Origin of the sequence: Paenibacillus tarimensis (assembly GCF_021532315.1) — a bacterium.
Taxonomy (GTDB): domain Bacteria; phylum Bacillota; class Bacilli; order Paenibacillales; family Paenibacillaceae; genus Paenibacillus_I; species Paenibacillus_I tarimensis.
In genome coordinates, this window is sequence record NZ_JAKGAO010000015.1 from 17683 (window position 1) to 35793 (window position 18111).

Genomic DNA, 18111 nt, shown 5'->3' on the forward strand with positions numbered 1-18111 from the left:
CGGACCGCCGGCGATGGTCAACCGGCCGTCCAGCCATTCAGTTCGTGACTTGCACTTTTTCCTTGAGCAGCCAATTGTTCACAAGCAGCAGGGCAGATGTGAGGATCAGCAGGAGGATGATTCCTCCGAGTGAATAAGTGGCATACTCCACTGCCAGACTTTCGTTCGCCAGGCTGATTCCGAGCGGCAGCCGGAATGGCAGCCATTCAAACCAGCCTCCGAGCATGGAGCCGATGCTAACCGCAAGGACGGCACACAGGACTGCGAATGCCGGCAAGGAGCCATAACGCACCGATTTTCCGGCCAGGAAGACGAATCCGAGCCCCAGACTAAACATTACTGCATACAACAGCAGGACAGCATCCATCCGGAAAGCCTGCGCGAGCAGCGGCTTCATGGATTGCGAAATGCCTGAAAGCCCGTCGATAACATGTGCTTCATAGGTGTAGATGCCAAGCGTCGCTGCCGAGCATGCCGCCATGATGAGCACCGTCTGCGCGGCTGCGGCAGTCAGCTTCGCCAGCAGGACCGGATAACCGGAATTAGGTGAATTCACCCAGTAGTAAACGGTATGACTCTTCCACTCTGCCTGCAGCAGCTGCAGGAACAGCACTGGCATCAGGAAAGCGCTCAGATAAGTATCAAAGATCGACAAAACGGTTGCAAGGCCCGGCTCTACACCGTGCGCGAGTACGAAGCAGCCCAGCTGCAGGAACATCATCATGGAGAAGGACAGGAAGAAGGCAAATCGGGATTGGCGTATATCCTTGTGTAATAAAGACCGGTAAGCTTTCACAGCAGTGCCTCCCTCATAACATCCAGTACACTCATGCCTCTTGTCTCGCGGAGGTCCTCTACATTCGCCGATACGAGCATTCTTCCATCCTGCATGAAGAGCAGATGATCCAGGTACAGCTCAATCTCCGCCACTTCGTGAGTGGATACAATAATGGACTGCTTCTCAAGCTCCGTGTGCTCCGCCATCATGTCCAGCAGATGCTCCCTTGTGACCGGGTCGAGCCCGGACAGCGGCTCATCCATTATCAGCAGAGGCGCCGCCCGGCTCAATGTCAGAATGGCCTGCAGCCTCGCCCTGTTGCCCTTGGACAGATGCCTGACTTCCTTATCCGCATCCAGATTAAAGCGGCTCGTCAGCGCTTTCGCCTTCTCAAGCTGAAAGTCGGAATACAGCTGCGCGGCCAGCTGCAGAGACTGCCGGACGCTGAAGAACGGGTACAGCCATTCACGTTCCGGCGAGAAGGCAACCTTCTCTCTCGTCTGCCGTCCTACCTGCTCCCCGTTCATATAGATACGCCCCTGCGCCGGACGGATCAGACCAGCTGTCAGATGCAGCAGGGTAGACTTACCGCTGCCGTTCGCTCCAATCAATCCGATAATGCCGGCATGCGGCACAGAGAAACTCAAATCGTGGAGCACCTTCTTATAACGGACCTGCTCAAATGTGATTAAGCTCAAGATTTGGTATCCTCCTTCGCCTGCATGCTGATGCCAATCATGCTCATAATATCGTGCGGGGAGTAGCCGAGCTGCTTCATACTCTCGAGGAAGAGGGATATCTGATTCCGGGCAAGCTCTTGGCGAAGACGCTCCAGCAGCTCAATATCCGTTGTCACGAAGGTCCCCTGTCCTCTTCTCGTCTCCACTACTCCCTGCCTCTCCATCTCCATATAGGAGCGTTGTATCGTGTTCGGGTTAACGCCGACCTCGACCGCCGCGTCCCGTACGGAAGGCAGCTTGTCGCCGGGCCCGAGCTCTCCTCTGCATATACGCTGGTAGAATATATCCATGATCTGGGTGTATATGGGCTGTGAGTGCTGAAACGAATGCGTCATGGATATCTCCCTTCTCCATCGTATGGTTGACTTAGTGTTCTAGACACATAGTACACTGTGACAAAAGGAAAAGCAAGGGGTATTTCCCTTGCTTGGCGGAATATAGTAGCGTGCTTACTTCCACACTTCCTTAAGCGTCTCCCGGAACAGCTCATTCAGCTGTTCATCCTGTACAGATTGCCCTGCTGGAAGCTGCGCTGCCACCTGATCAAAATGCTGGATTCTCTCCTCGATAAATTGATGGATATGCGGCAGCCTTGGCCCGTCATCGAGCTCTTCACCCGCCTTCTTGCGCGCAAGAAGCGCATCGATTTCAAGCCTTAGCCCGCTCCCTTCCGGAATCAGCCGCTCCACCAGAGCATCGAAGGACATCGGCGGCATATCATTAAACTGCTCAATCCAGCAGCAGGCCAGCAGCGGCCTTATTACATAAAAATACTTCTTCACTCTCACGCGTTCACCCTGTAGATAGTCCCGGAAGTTCCCTCTTGCCATGTGCAGGTAATGGTACATGCAGGATTTCGGCGAGAATGTTAGCGGAGATATTGCCCTTATTAGACCGGCTGTCCGGAAGCTCTCTTCGTAGATAATGGGTGACTGCAGCCACTCAAGCAGCGGCGGATTGGATTTGCGGAACAAATTCAGCGCCTTGCGCAGGTCCCAGCCGTTAATGTCCAGCATGCCGCTGACCGGCTTCTCGATGACATCCCGCTTATCGAAGATGGAAAGGTACCATTCCACTGGCCGGATGTACAAGAAGCGCACATCGTAATCGCTGTCCTGCGAAGGGAAGCCCCACGCCCGGCTGCCCGATTCGCAGGCATACAGGATGCGCACCCGCTCCTCTTTCTCAATTCTTCTGAGCTCTTGGCGGATAACCGCGTGATAGCTTCCCGGCTTATCTGCTTGCGTCATATTGACTCTCCTCCTTCAGCAGGCCATCCCTGCTGCCGATACCTATCTGTATAGATTAGTTGCGGCCCTATTGCTTCAGCGGCTCTTCTATCTTCGCTCATTGCATGGCTGCTGAACACGGTAAAAGTATTACAACCCCGCTATTGATCTGTTCAGCCGTTCACTCTCAGTCGTCCTATCCTGCATTGTTGCCCGAGCCGGTCAGACATAACCCGGTCCGCCCACAGCGCTGCGTTTCATGCTACACTATAGTCAATAACCTTTTATTACCGTTAAAGGGCGTGCGAACCTGTAAATGGCTAAAGAAAGCTTCGATAAAGAGATTCAATTCCTGCGTATGCTGGTGCTGACCACCGGTGCATACAGCCGGCAGCAATTCGCCGAACGGCTCGGCATATCTGTACATACCTTCGACAAGACACTTCGCAAGCTGAAGGATATCGCATCCTCTGTGCATGAGTCGGCAGCCCGGGCAGCGGACGCAGACCAGGACATGGAGCTTGGCGACATGCTCCGTTATAACCGCTATGAAACCAGCGATCCCCTGCTGATGTTCCTGTTCCGGGCCAAATCGCTGAAGGAAACCGAGATTGACCGTCTGTCCCTGCTGCTGGGTGAGCTGCACGGAAAAGCCATGACGGCGGCGGAGCTGCTCGACAGCTGCTGCAGCAGACTTGCTGCCGACGCGGCACTGCCTGACGAGAAGACGATTCGTTCAGACTTGAAGTACCTGGAAGAAACCGGCGTCATCCGTAAAATAAACAGCGGCCGTCCTGCCCGTTACCAGCTGCATGATGACCTGATCCGGGAGCTGTCCGCCGATGAGCTGCAGGAGCTCTACGATTATGTGGATTGCATGGCCAATACACAGCTGCCTTCGGTACAGGGCTACCTGCTCCGTGACAGCTTGAAGAGCGTTCTGAAGCAGCATCAGACCGGACGCGATGCGACTGAGCCCTTTCTCTATAAATATCACTACCACTCGCGTATCCTCGATGAAGCGCATCTGTATCCGCTGTTCGAGGCCATTGCGGACCGGAGAATGGTAAGCTTCATCTACTTCTCCCCCAAGTCCCGCCGGAGCTATGCCTCCCGCAACACGAACCCTCTCTTCGAACGCAAAGCCAAGGGCGTGTCCGAACGCATTCTCCCTCTGCGTGTCGTGTATGACCATCAATACGGCAGATGGTATCTGCTGGGCCATAATACCAGGCAGGGCATTATGATTTTCCGTATGGAGGGTCTGACCGATCTAGTACTCGGGGAGCCGGTGGAGGAAGAGCGGTTCAGCAGGCATCTCGCCGAGCTGGAGGCTGCAACCGCCAATAGCTGGCTGGTGGATACCGGCAGGCCCGTAAGGGTGAAAGCCAGATTTTATAATCCGGAAGTAGCGCCTAACCAGCCAAACTTCGTGAAGGAGAGAGTGCAGCAGCAGGGACAATGGGGGACGATTACGGAGGATCGGGAGGACTCCTTCCTGTATGAGATCACGGTGAACGGCCATTATGAAATTAAGCCCTGGCTTCGCAGCTTCGGCTCCAGCTGTGAGGTGCTTGAACCAGCCCAGCTGAGGCGTGAGTTTATTGAGGAATGGAAGGAGATGCAGCACGGTTATGAGCCTGTTCGAGAAGATTACTAACTACGGCATTCTGGCGCGCCTCCAGGAGAGCGGTGTCGTACCGGTTACCACCCATGAGCGGAGCTGGCTGAAGACGATGCTTCAGCATCCTGCGGCAGCCGATGCCTTCACGCCAGGAACCCTGGAGAAGCTTCGTCAGCTTCTGAGTGATTCGGAGGCCCCCCAGCTGGCCGGCATGCTGATAGAGAAGGCGGGCAGCGCAGAGAAGCAGGTCTATCACCCCCTGATCCGCCGGCTGCGGAGCCTGATTCGAAGTGACCAGGGCATCCGGATCAGCTACCGGATTAAGGACGGTTCCCTGCATGAGGAGCACTGCGGCTATCCCTATAAGCTGGAGTATTCTATGGTGAAGCGGGAGTGGTACCTGCTATGGTACCGGTTCCGTCCCCGTTCGTTCATGGCGACCAAGCTGGACAATATCGTATCCGTATCTGGCAATTCCCTTGCGCCTGACAAGGCAGAAGCATACGCAGCGACGGTCCGCAAGCTGCTGGATTCGCGTATACGGCATGCCGTCATAGAGGTTATTCCGGAATTCAATAACGAGCTGTCAAGGATTCTCTACGCGTTCTCGTGCTTTGATAAGTCCGTCACCTATCAAGAATCAAGCGATACTTACCGGATTCGGTTAAGCTACCTTGCCGATGAGAGTGAATACGTGCTGCTCAAGATCCGCTTCCTCGGGAAACGGGTTAGGGCAGCGGAGAACGCTCACCTGCAGGCCCGCATGCGGGAGACGGCTGCCAAAGCGCTCGCCCGTTACGGCATCAGCGGACTGAATGCCGAAGAGCACACGGAGCAGAGCGTGTAATCTCCTGCCACCAAAAAGGCTGCCAAGGATGTGTGGGGCTCTCCCCCATATATCCTGACAGCCTTTTTATCCACTGATAGACGGTATCCCCTGCGGGACTTCATTACTCCAGACAGTCCCGTGAACGGGCCGCTGCCTGCTCCAGCTTCGCACTCATCATATCGTGCAGCGCATCTAGCTTCATCTTCACACCATTTTGCGGAACATTAACAGGTGCCTGTACCATGCCGCTGTTAACCTTCATCAGCCATTTCTTGAAGCCGCTCTGTCTCTTTAGATACGCAGCCTCATCATACAGCTTAAGCCCAATGAATTTCTGCCCCATCATCTCATACAGCATGATCTCCCGGATCTCTTCCCACCTGATCTTGCCGCCGCCTGTGTAGGAGGAATTGTCCTCAATTCCCTCATCGTTAATAATTAGTGAAGGTTTGCGGTTAATGAGCCGGTATACAAAATACAACAGGCAGGCACCAAAGAAGGCCACTGTAACGATACCCGCCAATGTCATGCCGAGCGAGCGGTCCTCCTCTGATGTACCGACAACAATGAACACGGCTCCCAGCGCTACAAATACTAGTGATGCAAGCAGCAGCTTCAGCAGCTTACCCGTCGAAGGGTATTCCACAATTTCTCTCTCCTGGTGGTTCACCATCTCTGCAGTCACTCCTTATGCTATAAACTCGGATATGTGAAACTACATGGATTACAATAAATGACCTCACTGCCGCTGTAAATTAAAATTATACTAAAAAACAATCCCTGCTCCTCAACCGTTGCCGGTTGTCAGGAGCAGGGATTCCTCTTCGTTATCGGTATATTAGCATGCCAGCTGTTAATTAGTATCTGGTGTTGCCGGACTGGCTGGTCTTGCCGGATGCAAAGCCCTTAAACAGGTTCTTCACGTTCGAGTAGCGGGTGTTGGTAATTTTACCGGTTGAGTCCTTGCCGTCTGTGCGAAGAATCGCATCCTTAACATTCGAAATATTACTGCTGTCGACGGTCATCACAACCTTGAAAGTGGAGCCGCCAAGCTGGCGTACCAGCTTGCCGATATCATCGGCACGGAAGTTCTTAATATTAATAGTGCCGGCTGCGTTAATCTGAAACACTTTATCGTAGGCCTTGTAGGCTGCGCCACCCGTAATATTTACCGTGCCGGACTTCTTCAGGGTAAGAGCATCCTCACCTACATCCAACCAGGTTACATTTACAATATTGCAGCTGCCATAACAGTGAACGCCGTCGGCTGCTGGAGTGCCAATAATGACATTCTTCAGCGTTGCGCCAGCTTCAAGACGGAAGACCGGCTTTTGCCCTTCGGCTTGGCTGCCGTCTCCAAGTGTCTTAGGATTAGCTGTGAAGGTTTGGCCTTTGCCATCATACACTTGACCTTTGGGTACAACGATCGTGGAATTGACAACCGTGGCAGCATGAGCCTGCTTTACCGGAGCCGCCGTTACAACCAGAGCAGCAAACAATACTAGCGATACAAAACGTTTCATTATTCACACACCTTTACTTAATATAATAGGAGTCCGGGTATGTACGGCCGCTATCCCTGCCTCTTGAATAACCAGATCTGTATGCATCCAGATCTAGTATCTATTAACCATCCTAGCATATTAATTCCATAATTGGAATAACCAATTCATTAACCGAATAACCTATTTGTTATCCTTGTTTCTGGAAGCATACCCGCATGGCAAAAGCCCCAGACCACTAACCGTGGTCCGGGGCTGCTGTTATAGTAATCTGTTGCCGGAAAGGCTGGCTGCTAAAGGCTTAATACTGCGTATTCCCGGATTGGCTGGTATTGCCCGATGCAAAGCCCTTGAACAATGCCGGAACCTTGGAATAGCGCGTATTCGTGATCCGTCCAGTGGATTGGCTGCTGTCCGTACGCAGAATCGAATCCTTAACGTTCGAAATATTCGAGCTGTCAACCGTCATGACGACCTTGTAGGATGTGCCGCCGTTCTGGCGTACAAGCTTTCCGATATCATCGGCTCTAAAGTTACGAATGTTAATCGTGCCCTCGGCATTCATCTGGAACACCTTATCATAAGCCTTGTATGCGGCACCGCCCGTGATGTTCACCGTACCGGCCTTCTTCAGCGTCAGCGCATCCTCACCCACATCCGACCAGGTGACGTTAGTCACGTTACAGCTGCCGTAGCAGTGAACGCCATCGGCGCCAGGTGCGCCGATCGTCAGGTTCTGCAGAGTAGCGCCCGCTTCCAGGCGGAAGATCGGCTTCTGGCCTTCTGCCTGGCTGCCGTCTCCGAGGGTGCTCGGGTTAGCAACAAAGGTCTGGCCTCTCCCGTCATAAACCGTACCTGCGGGCACAACAATGGTGCTGTTAACGACAGTTGCAGCGTGAGCCTGCTGGGTTGGAGCTACAGACATGACCATAGCGGCGAACAATGCCAGAGATACGAAGCGTTTCATCAATACACATCCTTTTCCGTTATGATGGCTGGATAGCTGAAGCATGCGGCCGCTCCTCAGCCTCCGCGGATACCGGGTGCACCCCTATTGTATCCGCTTCCAATGTAACAAAATTGTCACATAAACGGAATAATCCCTACATCATATCTTGATCAGGAGGATGGAAAAGCCTCGCTGACAAGCCGTTTTACCGCCATATACACATTCAGCACACGAGGCTGAAGCTTAACATTCTGATTCATAAAAATAATCATTCCATTATGTTCAGCAGGGTCAAACAGAACCAAAGTGAATACACCCGGATCAGAACCGCCATGCCCGACGAGGCGGCCATTGTTTAAATCCCCCAGCCTAAGCTCCTCAAGGACGGAGTAGCTCCACCCCATCGCCTGTTTACCATCATGGGCTGTAGGCTCCAGCATTTGCCTAATCGTGTTCTGCTGCAGCAAAGCTGCTTCGCCTGCGCCTTCCTTTGGCATCATGCTGATCATAAACTTCGCATAATCCTCCGGTGTCGTCTTCAAGGCGCCATCCGGGTAAGTGGCGAAGGAATACGGGGGAAGCGGCTTGCCATCATCATAGGGAATGGCGAGCCTGCCGGTCTCCATCTGGGAGTGGAACCAGTAGGTGTCCTCCATCCCAAGCGGCTCAAAAATCTGCTCCCGGGTAAACTGGTCAAAGCTCATGCCAGCAAGCTGCTCCACCAGATAACCAAGCAGACCATAACCGATATTGCTGTAAGCAAACGCCGTTCCCGGCTTCTCGGGTGTAAAATTCTGCTTGGCATCGTACCACTTGCCGTCCTGCCGGAAATATTCACGCACCAGCTCTTCAAGCGTAACCGGAGAATCGCCGCCGCCTTCATGAATGGTGTAGAGCCCCTCATAAACGTCCTGGTTGTCCTCAATACCTGAGGTGTGACTCAGCAGCATGCGGAAGGTAATCGGCGTATCCGGGTAATCCGGATGCACAATAGGTTCCGGCAGATAGGTATTAATGGCGTCATCCAGCTTCATGACTCCCTGTTCCTCCAGCTTCATGACTGCCGCCGCCGTTACAGTCTTAGATACCGATGCAATCTGGAAAATCGTATTCTCATCTACCTTGATGCCCGCCTCCTTATCCGCGTATCCATAATGCAGCGTTCTCTCAATGCGGTTATCCTTGATGATGACGGCAGCCATTCCTGGTATGTTAGCTTTATCCAGCTTCGCCGCCATGTAATCATTCAAGTCCTTGGGATTAGACCAATCTACAAAATAAAACGTGGCTCCCGCCAATACCGCAATTACGGTACCAGTCAATATACCCAGCCATCTCCACACGCGTCTCTTACGTTTGCCCTTCATAATCCGTCACTCCCCTGCCGTCTCAGCGGCTAACATTCTATGCTGCATATTGTATCACTCGTGCTCGATCTGTCTTCTAACCAAAGGCCAGCACTCTTCCCGACCAAAGTCCAGCATAGTGCTAAGGACGCGTTATATAGCGGGTTGTTGATATAAAAAAAACGTCCATCGGCAAGCGCCGCAGCGCAACCGGATGAACGTTTCCTGCTGTCATGCTATCCCTTCTGCCGGTCCGCTGTACCAGCAGCAAGCAGCGAGTTCAGCTGTTCCAGCAGATTACCCCCGCCAGAGAGCGATATATGCCCGATTTTCTCACATATTTTCTCCAGAAACTCCAGCTCCTTCAGGCGGTACAACGTCTGATTGTCATCCATCAGCTTGGCCGTATTCAGAAGGCTCCGTGTGGATGCCGTCTCCTCCCGCCGGGTGATAATGGTTGCCTGCGCCTTCTTTTCGGCCAGAAGAACTGTATTCAATATGTCCCTAACCTCGCCCGGCAGCACAATGTCCTTCACACCCGCGGACAGAAACTCCACCCCGTACTGCTTCCCCTGCTCCTGCATGCGCGCCAGCACGAATCCGGCCACCTCCTGTTTCATCCGCAGCAGGTCATCCAGCTTCAGCGTTCCCACATATTCGCGCAGAACCAGCTGCAGCTGAATATAGAGCTGATCGTCCAGCGACTTGGTTTCCAGGGAACGCAGCGGGTCAGTAATCCGGTATTGGCTGACAAAGTTCAGACGCAGCGCCACCTTATCCTCGGTCATAATCTCCTGTCCGATCATGTCAAGCTGCTGCCTGCGCAGGTCAATCGTCTTGACCGCCACAGAAGTTGGCCCTTTCCAGAAGTAGTAGGACCCGGGGGCAAGCTCAGCCTGCATAACATGGTTATAGTAGAGGACGCCCGTCTCATGACTTGCAACATGAAACACCTGCATCCAGCTGGCCAGCCTGGGCAATACAGCCCGGTCTACATACTCCGGAACCTTCGGGTCACGGATATCCACCCGGTCGAAACGGTGCTCGCAGATCAGCTTCCAGAAGGCATGGGTCCCGGCACGCAGCATGCCTGCGAACGCGCCGTTCTCATAATGGAGCGCCAGCTCATAGTCGGCCACCTGTACTACATCCAGTAATTCGAGCAGGTCTGCATTCTGTAGAAACAGGCGCAGGTCCATGTTCTCAACCGCGAACGGCTGCGTAATATCCAGCACGGCCACCGTCTCCTCCGCAAAAGGCATCAGCCTGTAAATACCTGGTCCGAGCAGCTTATAATAGCTTCCTCTTCTGAACAATAGCCCGCGCTCGCCATCACGAATCGTCACTTTGTTAAACATCTATGTATCCTCCTTAAGCAGCCGTTATAGCTGCTACAATCTGCGTTGCCTGAACCGGAATTCTCCTGGATGAAGAATCTTTGCTTCAACCGCGTTGAAGAGATTCAGCGGCTGCGGAATCCTGTTTGAGCTTCAGGAACAGCGGGTCCCGTCTGCTGCTTCTCCCCGGATCACGTCCACACCCTGCATACAGGTTGGCCGGTATCCGGATCTTGGACAGCCGTATACCCCGCATATGCCCAAAGCGGTATCCACGGATTGCTCGGCGCCGCTCCAGTGTGCATATACAAGCCACTGAGGCATCCGGTATCAAGCCGTTAGTTGTTGTTGGGTCCGGTTAGCACCGGACAGCTCTACCAAAGAATCGTCCCATACGATTTGGGGAATCGAACCCCGATTATCTGCGGCCGCTCCAGCATACGAACGCACATCGTGCGCCGCACTGCGAGACCTTAGGAAGTCTGCGCTACCCGGATGACGGCCCGGCATTTCTCATGCAAGATTGATCTTAATGCAGATTCAGCCCCGCGAACATGGCGAAAGTATTACGACACCACAATTAGAGACAACAAAAACAGCGGCCGACCAGGCTGTAAAATAGTCCTGATCGGCCGCTGTTATACCAAGGCTCATGTATTATGGTTTCCGCTTACTTACCTCTACCCAGCGAAGAAAACCAGGCACCAACCCATACATCAATAGACTCTAACAAACCCTGTTCCTGCCCTGCTGCTTCGCCCGGTATAACGCCTTATCTGCTTCTTCCAGCAGCGTCACGGCTTCCTTATGGGGCGGAAAGGACGAGACGCCTATCGACACGGTTATGGTGATGTTTTTGCCGGAAGGCATGCGCATGCTGATATGGGTAATCTGGCTTCTCCATCGCTCAGCTATGGCAGTGGCTTGCTCGTATGAAGTATTCCACAGCAGGGCTGAGAATTCTTCCCCGCCCATTCTGGAAACCAGATCCTCATTCCGTGAGGACTCCATAAGAAACTTCCCCAGCCGCTGCAGTACAGCATCCCCTACAGGGTGGCCATACGTATCGTTAATAGACTTAAAATGATCAATGTCAATCATCAGGAAGCTGAGCGGCTGGTTGTTCCGAACCGCTTTTTCCAGGTAGCCTTGAAACATCGTGTGAAAATGCCGGCGGTTGCTCAATCCTGTAAGAAAGTCACGCTCCAGCTGCTCCTTCATCAACATATGATTACGATTCGACTCCGCAATGTAATTGGAGGCAATATAGACCAGGATGCCGGCAGACACGGTAACTAAGCCGTAGCCAATTACGATTTCCAGAAGGTCGTAACCCTCAATGTAAAGCCGCAGAGGAATCACATTGAGAAGGAAGCCAAAGACGTTCATCCACACCCACTTCTTGAGATCAGATTGGTTAGAACGTTTAATAATGACATAGGCAATCACGGAAGCAGCAATAATTAATACACCGACAATGGAGGAGGTCGCAAATGGGAAAAACGCTAACCGTGTTAGAATTAACACAGCCCCTGTAATAGACATCGTGAGGATCCCCCCGTGCAGTACGGACAGGATTAAGGCCATATAGCGTAAGTCCAGCCGGATACCGTGGTTAAGCTCGATCCCAAAGAAGATAAGAACAGAACCCAATACGCCGGCGGTTAAACCTAAAATTATCTCTAACTGAGTGTTACCGGGGACCTGTTTATTTTTAAATATTGCTCCAACGATAAACATGAATGAAATCATGATACACAGATGTACGAACAGATCTTCTAACATAGTAATCTCCTCAAGTGGTCTACGGATGCCATAAGACTTTATTGTAATGTAACGAAGAGATATATGTAAATGCAAATTTTCCTGGGAAATAATTATACCTCAAGTTTATAAGTGGGATATCTTGAACCCGGGAAATCCTGTGTCAAAATTATAAATTCTGCAAGTCCCGAACTAAACGAAGCTCTTCTTCCACATCCTTTAACCGTTACTGCAGCCAAAACTAATTTCTTGCGTTTTCCTCTATGTATCGCGCAATTTGCCGTACGCCATTCTTGTACTGCTCCCCGCTATTGAACGATTCAGTCGCCCCCCAGAAGTCCTCCCGGCCCTCGTCGGCACACACCCAGTAATCCAGATCATGAACGATCCGGTGCATATATTTCAGCGCATCGACATCCTGCTTGCCGTCCGCTATAAGCGCTAGCTCCCTCAACCTGGCCATGTCAGTCTCAGCACCCTTCAGATCGGCCAGCCGCTGAGCGAGTTGGTCGTATTTTTCAGGATTGAGCAATCCCGTCGACTTGATCTCCTCCCAATAAGGGGCTCTGTCCTTACCAGTGAATTTGACCCATCTGCCATACCCTAACCGGTCGTTAAAGACACCGTGAATCCAGGCGATTTCGTCCAAGGTGTTTAAATCCAGCTCCATGACCGCAGCAAGCCGTTCCCCCCGGCTGTTCAGCGGCCTGTCTTCGTCCTTGTAATACTCCGCCGTTGTAACAAACAGCACATTCCACAGGTATACCAGGCCGCATACTGCAAGGATGCTCAACAGCATAACGATGATGGATTTCCTGCTCCGCAGATTCCCCATCAATCCCATCCCCCCTTCTCTTATAGAGACGGGGAAAGCATCAATCGGGTTACGCACATAAAAAAAACGATTGCCGCTGTCAAGCTGCAGAGACAATCGTCTGTCGATTATTTCGGTCATTCAAACCGCATATTAGCCTCATCCGCCACCATCTGGACATCCTCGGCTGTGATGGTGATGATCGGGTAACCGTCCTGCTGCTGACGCTTCAACGCCCGCTCCCGGTAGAACCGCGGACTGCCCTCGCCCGCATCCTCATCATAGAACAGCAGCATGCCGTCCGTCTTGCGCAGCAGCATGTCGTCCCGTGCCTTCAGCTGCCACCCGCCGGTGTAAGGCTGGCTGCTGACTTCGCCATAATAGTCGATCCCCTTCAGGATCGTCCGGTAGTAGTCCTGGCGCTCTTCCTTCCACTTCTCCTCCGGCTTCGCATAGGCAGCCAGAATGGATATTTTGAACTGAGGATACTCCTGCTTCAGCTCAATGCCTGTCTCACAGGCCCACAGATCCACCCCGTAGCCGCCGGGAGTAATCATCCACTCGAGCCCATTCTCGATCAGCGGCACCAGCCGGTCCCGGATCGCCTTCCGGATGAAGGGAATGCCCGGATGCTTCTGGTTAAAGATCTGTAGCTCATGCGCACGGTATCCGGTTACCAGCAGGTTCTTCATTTGATCCAGCCCTTCTCGCGCGAGCGAAGGATCGCTTCAATCCGGCTGCTGACGCCAAGCTTGTCGAGGATAACCGATATATAATTGCGTACAGTTCCAGTGGTGATCTGCAGCTCCCCGGCGATTTCCTTCGTATTCCTGCCGTCTGCCATCAACTCAAGGACCTCCTGCTCGCGGTCCGTCAGCGGATTGGCCTCGCCATACGCTTCATCGACAAGCTCCGGCGCATAGATCCGCTTACCGGCCATGACAGCCCGGATGGAATCCGCCAGCTCCTCGCTCGGGCTGTCCTTCAGCAGGTAGCCGTTCACGCCGGCTTTCAGCGCCCGGCCAAAATATCCCGACCTCGCAAACGTCGTCAGGATAATCATTTTACAGCCGGCGCCCTTCAGCTCCTCCGCTGCCTCGAGCCCGCTCTTCACGGGCATCTCAATATCCATAACGCAGATATCCGGCTGATGCTCGCGGACCAGCTTAACCGCTTCCTCCCCGTTGCCTGCTCTCCCTACAACCTGCATATCTTCCTCAAGATCCAGCAGTGAGGCGAGAGCACCAAGCAGCAGCCGCTGATCTTCCGCTATCACGATCCGTATCATGCTTCCGCCTCCTTCTCCTTGCCCGGCTGTTGAACCACACTGGGTACACGCATAATCAGCGTGGTCCCGTCCTCTGACGTAATATCCAGGCTGCCGTTCACGAATTCCAGCCTCTCCCGCATGCCCTGAAGGCCAGTGCTAACCCGATCCTTCGGCCGGTCTTCCATCCCGACGCCGTCATCCCTAACCTTCACAACCAGCTCGGTCGCCGCAGGCTCAATGATCACTGTGCAGACCGTTGCCCCGCTGTGCTTGACGACATTCGTAACAGCTTCCTTCATCGACATGCTGATCACATTCTCCGCCATCAGAGACGTATTCAGCTGCTTGGGATCACCCTTAAGCACAAATTCAATTTCCGCAGCGTCCAGAATCTGTTCGATCCGAAACAGCTCATCCTCCAACCGGGTGCCTCGCATCTTGGTGACCATCTCCCGCACCTCCTTGAGTGCCCCGCGCGCAGTCTGCCGGATGTCGGCCATCTCCTGAAGCGCCTGCTCCGGATTCTTCGTCATCAGCTTGCCGGCCAGATCACTCTTCAGTCCGATCAGCGACAGCTTCTGTCCAAGCGTATCATGCAAATCCCGCGCGATGCGCTGACGCTCCTCCAGCTTCACGAGCTCAGAAATCCGTTTGTTCGCATCCTCCAGCTGAACCTGCAGCTTATCCCGCTTGTTGCGGTTATACGTTGTCACCGGCAGCAAAATAACCCCGATCAGACTGATCAGGACAAAGGGCAGCTGCTTGATATAGAGCGGGTCCTGCGTCACAAAGCCAAGATTGATGGTGATGACCGTGGTTACCAGGTGAATGGTGTATAGCACGAAGAAGCCGACCCGGTGCTGAATGTTGCCGATGAAGAATGCGAGGAACAGCGCGAAATAAACATATCCGAACAGCAGGGTCATCGCGATGGAAATCGCAATTTGCACACTGGTCCAGAAATACATCACCCAGCCGCGGGTGACAAAGGATAACACATAGCAAATAAAGAAGACCGCAATCATCACGATGCCGATTACGATCTCTGGTGTGGAAGAAGAGCGAAAGATGAAGTAGAAGGGCAAAATGAAGAATACAACCCAGACATAAGGGCTTAATCCCGTGCTTTTATGAAAAATATGATGCCACTTCTGCATGGCTGTTCATCCTTTACTCTTAACGTCATTAATCTATGGCTAATTGTAGCGGAAGGACGGCCCGTGAGCAAACACGGGCCGTCCTCTTAATCCTCCTGAAGCCTTGGCTTCTTCATACTGATCGATCTGCCCGTCTCTCTCTCTCGGCGAAGCAGCGGCTTAACAGCCTTGAAAGTGACAAAATTCTTGTTTTCTTCATCCCAAAGCTTGAATTTAAGTGACTTCAGGCTCGTTGCCAGTGTAATTGTCGTCGCCTTCTGCAGCGGAGGCGTGGCTTCATGCGCCTTTTCGAGATTGTAGTTCGGCACCCGAGGGCTTAGATGATGCACATGATGGAAGCCGATATTGCCGCTTAACCACTGCAGCAGCTTCGGAAGCTTGTAGTAGGAGCTGCCTTCAACAGCCGCTTTTACATAGCTCCACTCATCCTCATACTCATAGTACGATTCCTCGAACGTGTGCTGCACATAGAACAGCCAGATGCCGAGAAGACCGGATACGAAGAATATCGGACCCTGGACGAGCAGGAAAGACTGCCAGCCAATCGCCCAGATCAGCAGCGCGTACAGCGCCACGATGGATACATTCGTTATATACGTGTTGATTCTCTCCTTGCGTCTTGCCCCCCGGCGGTTAAACCGGTACTGTAGCAGGAATACGAATATAGGGCCCAGGCCGAACATCACCAGCGGGTTCCGGTACAAGCGGTAGCCCAGTCTGTGCAACAGTGGCATTTTGACATACTCATCAACCGTCAGCATCCAGATATCGCCGATCCCCCGCTTATCGAGATTGCTGCTCGTAGCATGGTGAACGGAATGGCTGTGCTTCCACTGCGCATAAGGAACATGTGTCAGAACACCCGTAATGGTGCCCACGATATCATTCGCCTTGCGGCTCTTGAAGAAGGACTGGTGGCAGCAGTCATGGAAGATAATAAACGTGCGGACTACGAAGCCCGCCGCAAGTATAGTTAAGGGTAGGGTGATCCAGTAGGATACGGATAAGCTAAGGTATGCGCCATACCAAAGCAGCAGCAGCGGCCCGATCGTATTAATCATCTGCCAGATGCTGGCTTTGGTGCTGGCTTGCTCATAGGGTGCGACGTTGCTCTTTAACTCTCTGATGCCGGATTGGCTCATCGTTGCATTCCTCCTCTTGATGACGCAAGCATATCGCCTTCTTACGTCCGTTACATTTTCCTATTACCATTATAGAAAATGTACCCACGAAACAGTAAGTCATAAACGTCTGGCTCAAAGTATGACAAATGTCATACTGCTTGGATCATCATCTGTTGTTATCGCTTAAGAAGTACATCGCCGAGTAATCTGATACCCGTATCAATATCCGACAGATTGGTATTCGTTACATTCAGCTTTATCATGGCCGCCTGGGGAAACCCCTGCAAGTAATGCATGTCCATCCCTTCAACAAGAACCGATTGCTGCCGCAGCCGGCTCAGCACACGCGATACCGGGATATCCTTGCCCAGCATCACATGAATGTGAACGGACGGATATTTCATCCTGGGGACCGTCATGGCACCCATGCAGCGCCCTTCTTCCCGCTTCAGACAGGCCGCAAGCTCCCTCGCCCGCTCCGCATAGGAATTACTAATCTTCTGCCTGTGCCGCTCGAACATCCCGCTCTTGAAGTAAATTTCCAGCGCTCCCTGCGACAGCATGGAGGTATCAATATCCAGTGTCCGCTTATAGCGGCAGAACGTCTCCACCAGAGAATCCGGAAGAACAGCCGCCCCTACGCGCAGTCCCGGGAATATTATCTTCGAGAAGCTCCTCAGATAAACAATCTGCGCGCCATGACCGTACGCAAACAGTGGGTCCGCCTTCCGGTCCTCATCCAGATCCGCCATGTAATCATCCTCTACCAGGTACACATTATGCTTCAGGGCAAGCTCGACGACCCGCTTCTTCTGCTCCTTGGTATAAGAGGTGCCGAGCGGATTGTGAAGGCGGGGCATGGTATAGAAGAACTTGATCGTACCGCTGCGAAACAGCCGCTCCAGCTCGTCCATATCCACACCTTCTGCGGTCCGTGTGATGCCGCGGACCGGTATCCCGTGCGTCTGCAGATGCTCGATGAACAGATGATAGCCTGGCTGTTCAATCAGCACCGTCTCCCTGCCGCCGGGGAACGGCATCATCGCCAGCACGGCCAGCGCCTGCTGTACCCCTGATGTCATGACAATGCTGCGCTCTGGCGTAAACACCTGTGCGTCTGTCAGCCGCTTCCGCATCAGCGTGATCAGCGAAGGCAAGCCCCTGGATGTACCGTATATGAACAGATCCTTCTTATACCGGTCGATGGCCATGTTGATGCAGTGCTGGAAGTCCCGGTACGGGAATACATCCGGATCAGGAGCCGAACTTGCAAAATCAATCCTTCTGCTCCCGCTCTCTTCCTGCCGTTCTGCCGTCTGAACCACATAATACCCGCTTCGGGGAACAGCATAGATCAGGTGCTGCCGCTCCAGCTCAGCCAGCGCCGCCAGCACGGTGCTCTTGCTGCACCGGTACTGCCCGGCCAGTACACGTACCGACGGCAGCCTGCCTCCCGGAAATCCGGCTTCTCCTTGTATGGCTGACTCCAGCTCCTGGTATAACCGCATATATTTGTGCATCCCTATTGTCTCCCGCCCCGCAATCTGTACCGGTACAGATTGCGTTTCTTCCCATTGTATCACGACGGGCCGGCCATTATGATGAGGATAACGGCCGATTAAAAGATTTCGAGCCTGCATGCATGCGG

19 protein-coding genes are annotated in these 18111 nt (G+C 53.0%); 3 read left to right on the plus strand and 16 right to left on the minus strand.

Features of this window, described 5'->3' with window-relative positions; all coding sequences use genetic code 11:
* Positions 1 to 37: 37 nt before the first annotated feature.
* The 4 genes from L1N82_RS17005 to L1N82_RS17020 form a co-directional block, all read right to left on the minus strand.
* On the minus strand, positions 38 to 796 hold the full coding sequence (locus L1N82_RS17005) for a hypothetical protein (RefSeq protein ID WP_235288659.1): 759 nt from the start codon (positions 794 to 796) through the stop codon (positions 38 to 40).
* On the minus strand, positions 793 to 1476 hold the full coding sequence (locus L1N82_RS17010) for an ATP-binding cassette domain-containing protein (RefSeq protein ID WP_235288660.1): 684 nt from the start codon (positions 1474 to 1476) through the stop codon (positions 793 to 795). Before L1N82_RS17010 ends, L1N82_RS17005 begins: the two co-directional genes overlap by 4 nt.
* Positions 1473 to 1853, minus strand: coding sequence for a GntR family transcriptional regulator (locus L1N82_RS17015; RefSeq protein ID WP_235288661.1), 381 nt, complete (start codon positions 1851 to 1853; stop codon positions 1473 to 1475). Before L1N82_RS17015 ends, L1N82_RS17010 begins: the two co-directional genes overlap by 4 nt.
* A 114-nt stretch (positions 1854 to 1967) precedes the next feature.
* Entirely contained in the window at positions 1968 to 2768 is an 801-nt protein-coding gene (locus L1N82_RS17020) for a nucleotidyltransferase domain-containing protein (protein ID WP_235288662.1), read from the minus strand.
* A gap of 295 nt (positions 2769 to 3063) precedes the next feature.
* Between L1N82_RS17020 and L1N82_RS17025 the strand changes: the two genes are divergently transcribed.
* Positions 3064 to 4407: a helix-turn-helix transcriptional regulator gene (locus tag L1N82_RS17025; protein ID WP_235288663.1), complete on the plus strand. Its 1344-nt coding sequence runs from the start codon at positions 3064 to 3066 to the stop codon at positions 4405 to 4407.
* On the plus strand, positions 4382 to 5218 hold the full coding sequence (locus L1N82_RS17030) for a WYL domain-containing protein (RefSeq protein ID WP_235288664.1): 837 nt from the start codon (positions 4382 to 4384) through the stop codon (positions 5216 to 5218). Before L1N82_RS17025 ends, L1N82_RS17030 begins: the two co-directional genes overlap by 26 nt.
* Before the next feature lie 103 nt (positions 5219 to 5321).
* Here L1N82_RS17030 and L1N82_RS17035 read toward each other — a convergent pair whose 3' ends face one another.
* The 5 genes from L1N82_RS17035 to L1N82_RS17055 all read right to left on the minus strand — a co-directional run bounded on the left by L1N82_RS17035 (position 5322) and on the right by L1N82_RS17055 (position 10355).
* Complete coding sequence (locus L1N82_RS17035; protein ID WP_235288665.1) at positions 5322 to 5873, minus strand: STM3941 family protein; 552 nt, start codon at positions 5871 to 5873, stop codon at positions 5322 to 5324.
* Positions 5874 to 6057: 184 nt separating this feature from the next.
* On the minus strand, positions 6058 to 6723 hold the full coding sequence (locus tag L1N82_RS17040; protein ID WP_235288666.1) for a pectate lyase: 666 nt from the start codon (positions 6721 to 6723) through the stop codon (positions 6058 to 6060).
* A 280-nt stretch (positions 6724 to 7003) separates the two neighbouring features.
* Entirely contained in the window at positions 7004 to 7669 is a 666-nt protein-coding gene (locus L1N82_RS17045; RefSeq protein WP_235288667.1) for a pectate lyase, read from the minus strand.
* Between the two features lie 152 nt (positions 7670 to 7821).
* A complete protein-coding gene (locus L1N82_RS17050) occupies positions 7822 to 9018 on the minus strand; it encodes a serine hydrolase domain-containing protein (RefSeq protein ID WP_235288668.1) in 1197 nt (398 codons plus the stop codon).
* Between the two features lie 215 nt (positions 9019 to 9233).
* Positions 9234 to 10355 carry a slipin family protein gene (locus L1N82_RS17055; RefSeq protein ID WP_235288669.1) on the minus strand — a complete coding sequence of 374 codons (1122 nt, stop codon included), beginning with the start codon at positions 10353 to 10355 and terminating at the stop codon, positions 9234 to 9236.
* A gap of 94 nt (positions 10356 to 10449) precedes the next feature.
* Here L1N82_RS17055 and L1N82_RS17060 point away from each other — a divergent pair, with 94 nt between their 5' ends.
* On the plus strand, positions 10450 to 10653 hold the full coding sequence (locus tag L1N82_RS17060; protein ID WP_235288670.1) for a hypothetical protein: 204 nt from the start codon (positions 10450 to 10452) through the stop codon (positions 10651 to 10653).
* 407 nt (positions 10654 to 11060) lie between these two features.
* Here the strand turns inward: L1N82_RS17060 and L1N82_RS17065 are convergent, their stop codons facing one another.
* The 7 genes from L1N82_RS17065 to L1N82_RS17095 all read right to left on the minus strand — a co-directional run bounded on the left by L1N82_RS17065 (position 11061) and on the right by L1N82_RS17095 (position 17983).
* Positions 11061 to 11879 (minus strand): GGDEF domain-containing protein, encoded by an 819-nt coding sequence (locus tag L1N82_RS17065; RefSeq protein WP_235288671.1) that lies wholly within the window; start codon positions 11877 to 11879, stop codon positions 11061 to 11063.
* A gap of 460 nt (positions 11880 to 12339) precedes the next feature.
* Positions 12340 to 13053, minus strand: a complete 714-nt coding sequence (locus L1N82_RS17070; protein ID WP_235288672.1) for a hypothetical protein — start codon at positions 13051 to 13053, stop codon at positions 12340 to 12342.
* Positions 13050 to 13604, minus strand: a complete 555-nt coding sequence (locus tag L1N82_RS17075; protein ID WP_235288673.1) for a DUF1273 domain-containing protein — start codon at positions 13602 to 13604, stop codon at positions 13050 to 13052. Before L1N82_RS17075 ends, L1N82_RS17070 begins: the two co-directional genes overlap by 4 nt.
* Complete coding sequence (locus tag L1N82_RS17080) at positions 13601 to 14200, minus strand: response regulator transcription factor (RefSeq protein WP_235288674.1); 600 nt, start codon at positions 14198 to 14200, stop codon at positions 13601 to 13603. Before L1N82_RS17080 ends, L1N82_RS17075 begins: the two co-directional genes overlap by 4 nt.
* Complete coding sequence (locus L1N82_RS17085) at positions 14197 to 15339, minus strand: sensor histidine kinase (RefSeq protein WP_235288675.1); 1143 nt, start codon at positions 15337 to 15339, stop codon at positions 14197 to 14199. The genes L1N82_RS17080 and L1N82_RS17085 overlap by 4 nt, the downstream gene beginning before the upstream one ends.
* Positions 15340 to 15425: 86 nt before the next feature.
* On the minus strand, positions 15426 to 16481 hold the full coding sequence (locus L1N82_RS17090) for a fatty acid desaturase (RefSeq protein WP_235288676.1): 1056 nt from the start codon (positions 16479 to 16481) through the stop codon (positions 15426 to 15428).
* A 158-nt stretch (positions 16482 to 16639) separates the two neighbouring features.
* The gene (locus L1N82_RS17095) at positions 16640 to 17983 is read right to left on the minus strand and encodes an aminotransferase-like domain-containing protein (RefSeq protein WP_235288677.1); all 1344 of its coding nucleotides are present in this window, start codon (positions 17981 to 17983) and stop codon (positions 16640 to 16642) included.
* Between the last annotated feature and the right edge of the window lie 128 nt (positions 17984 to 18111).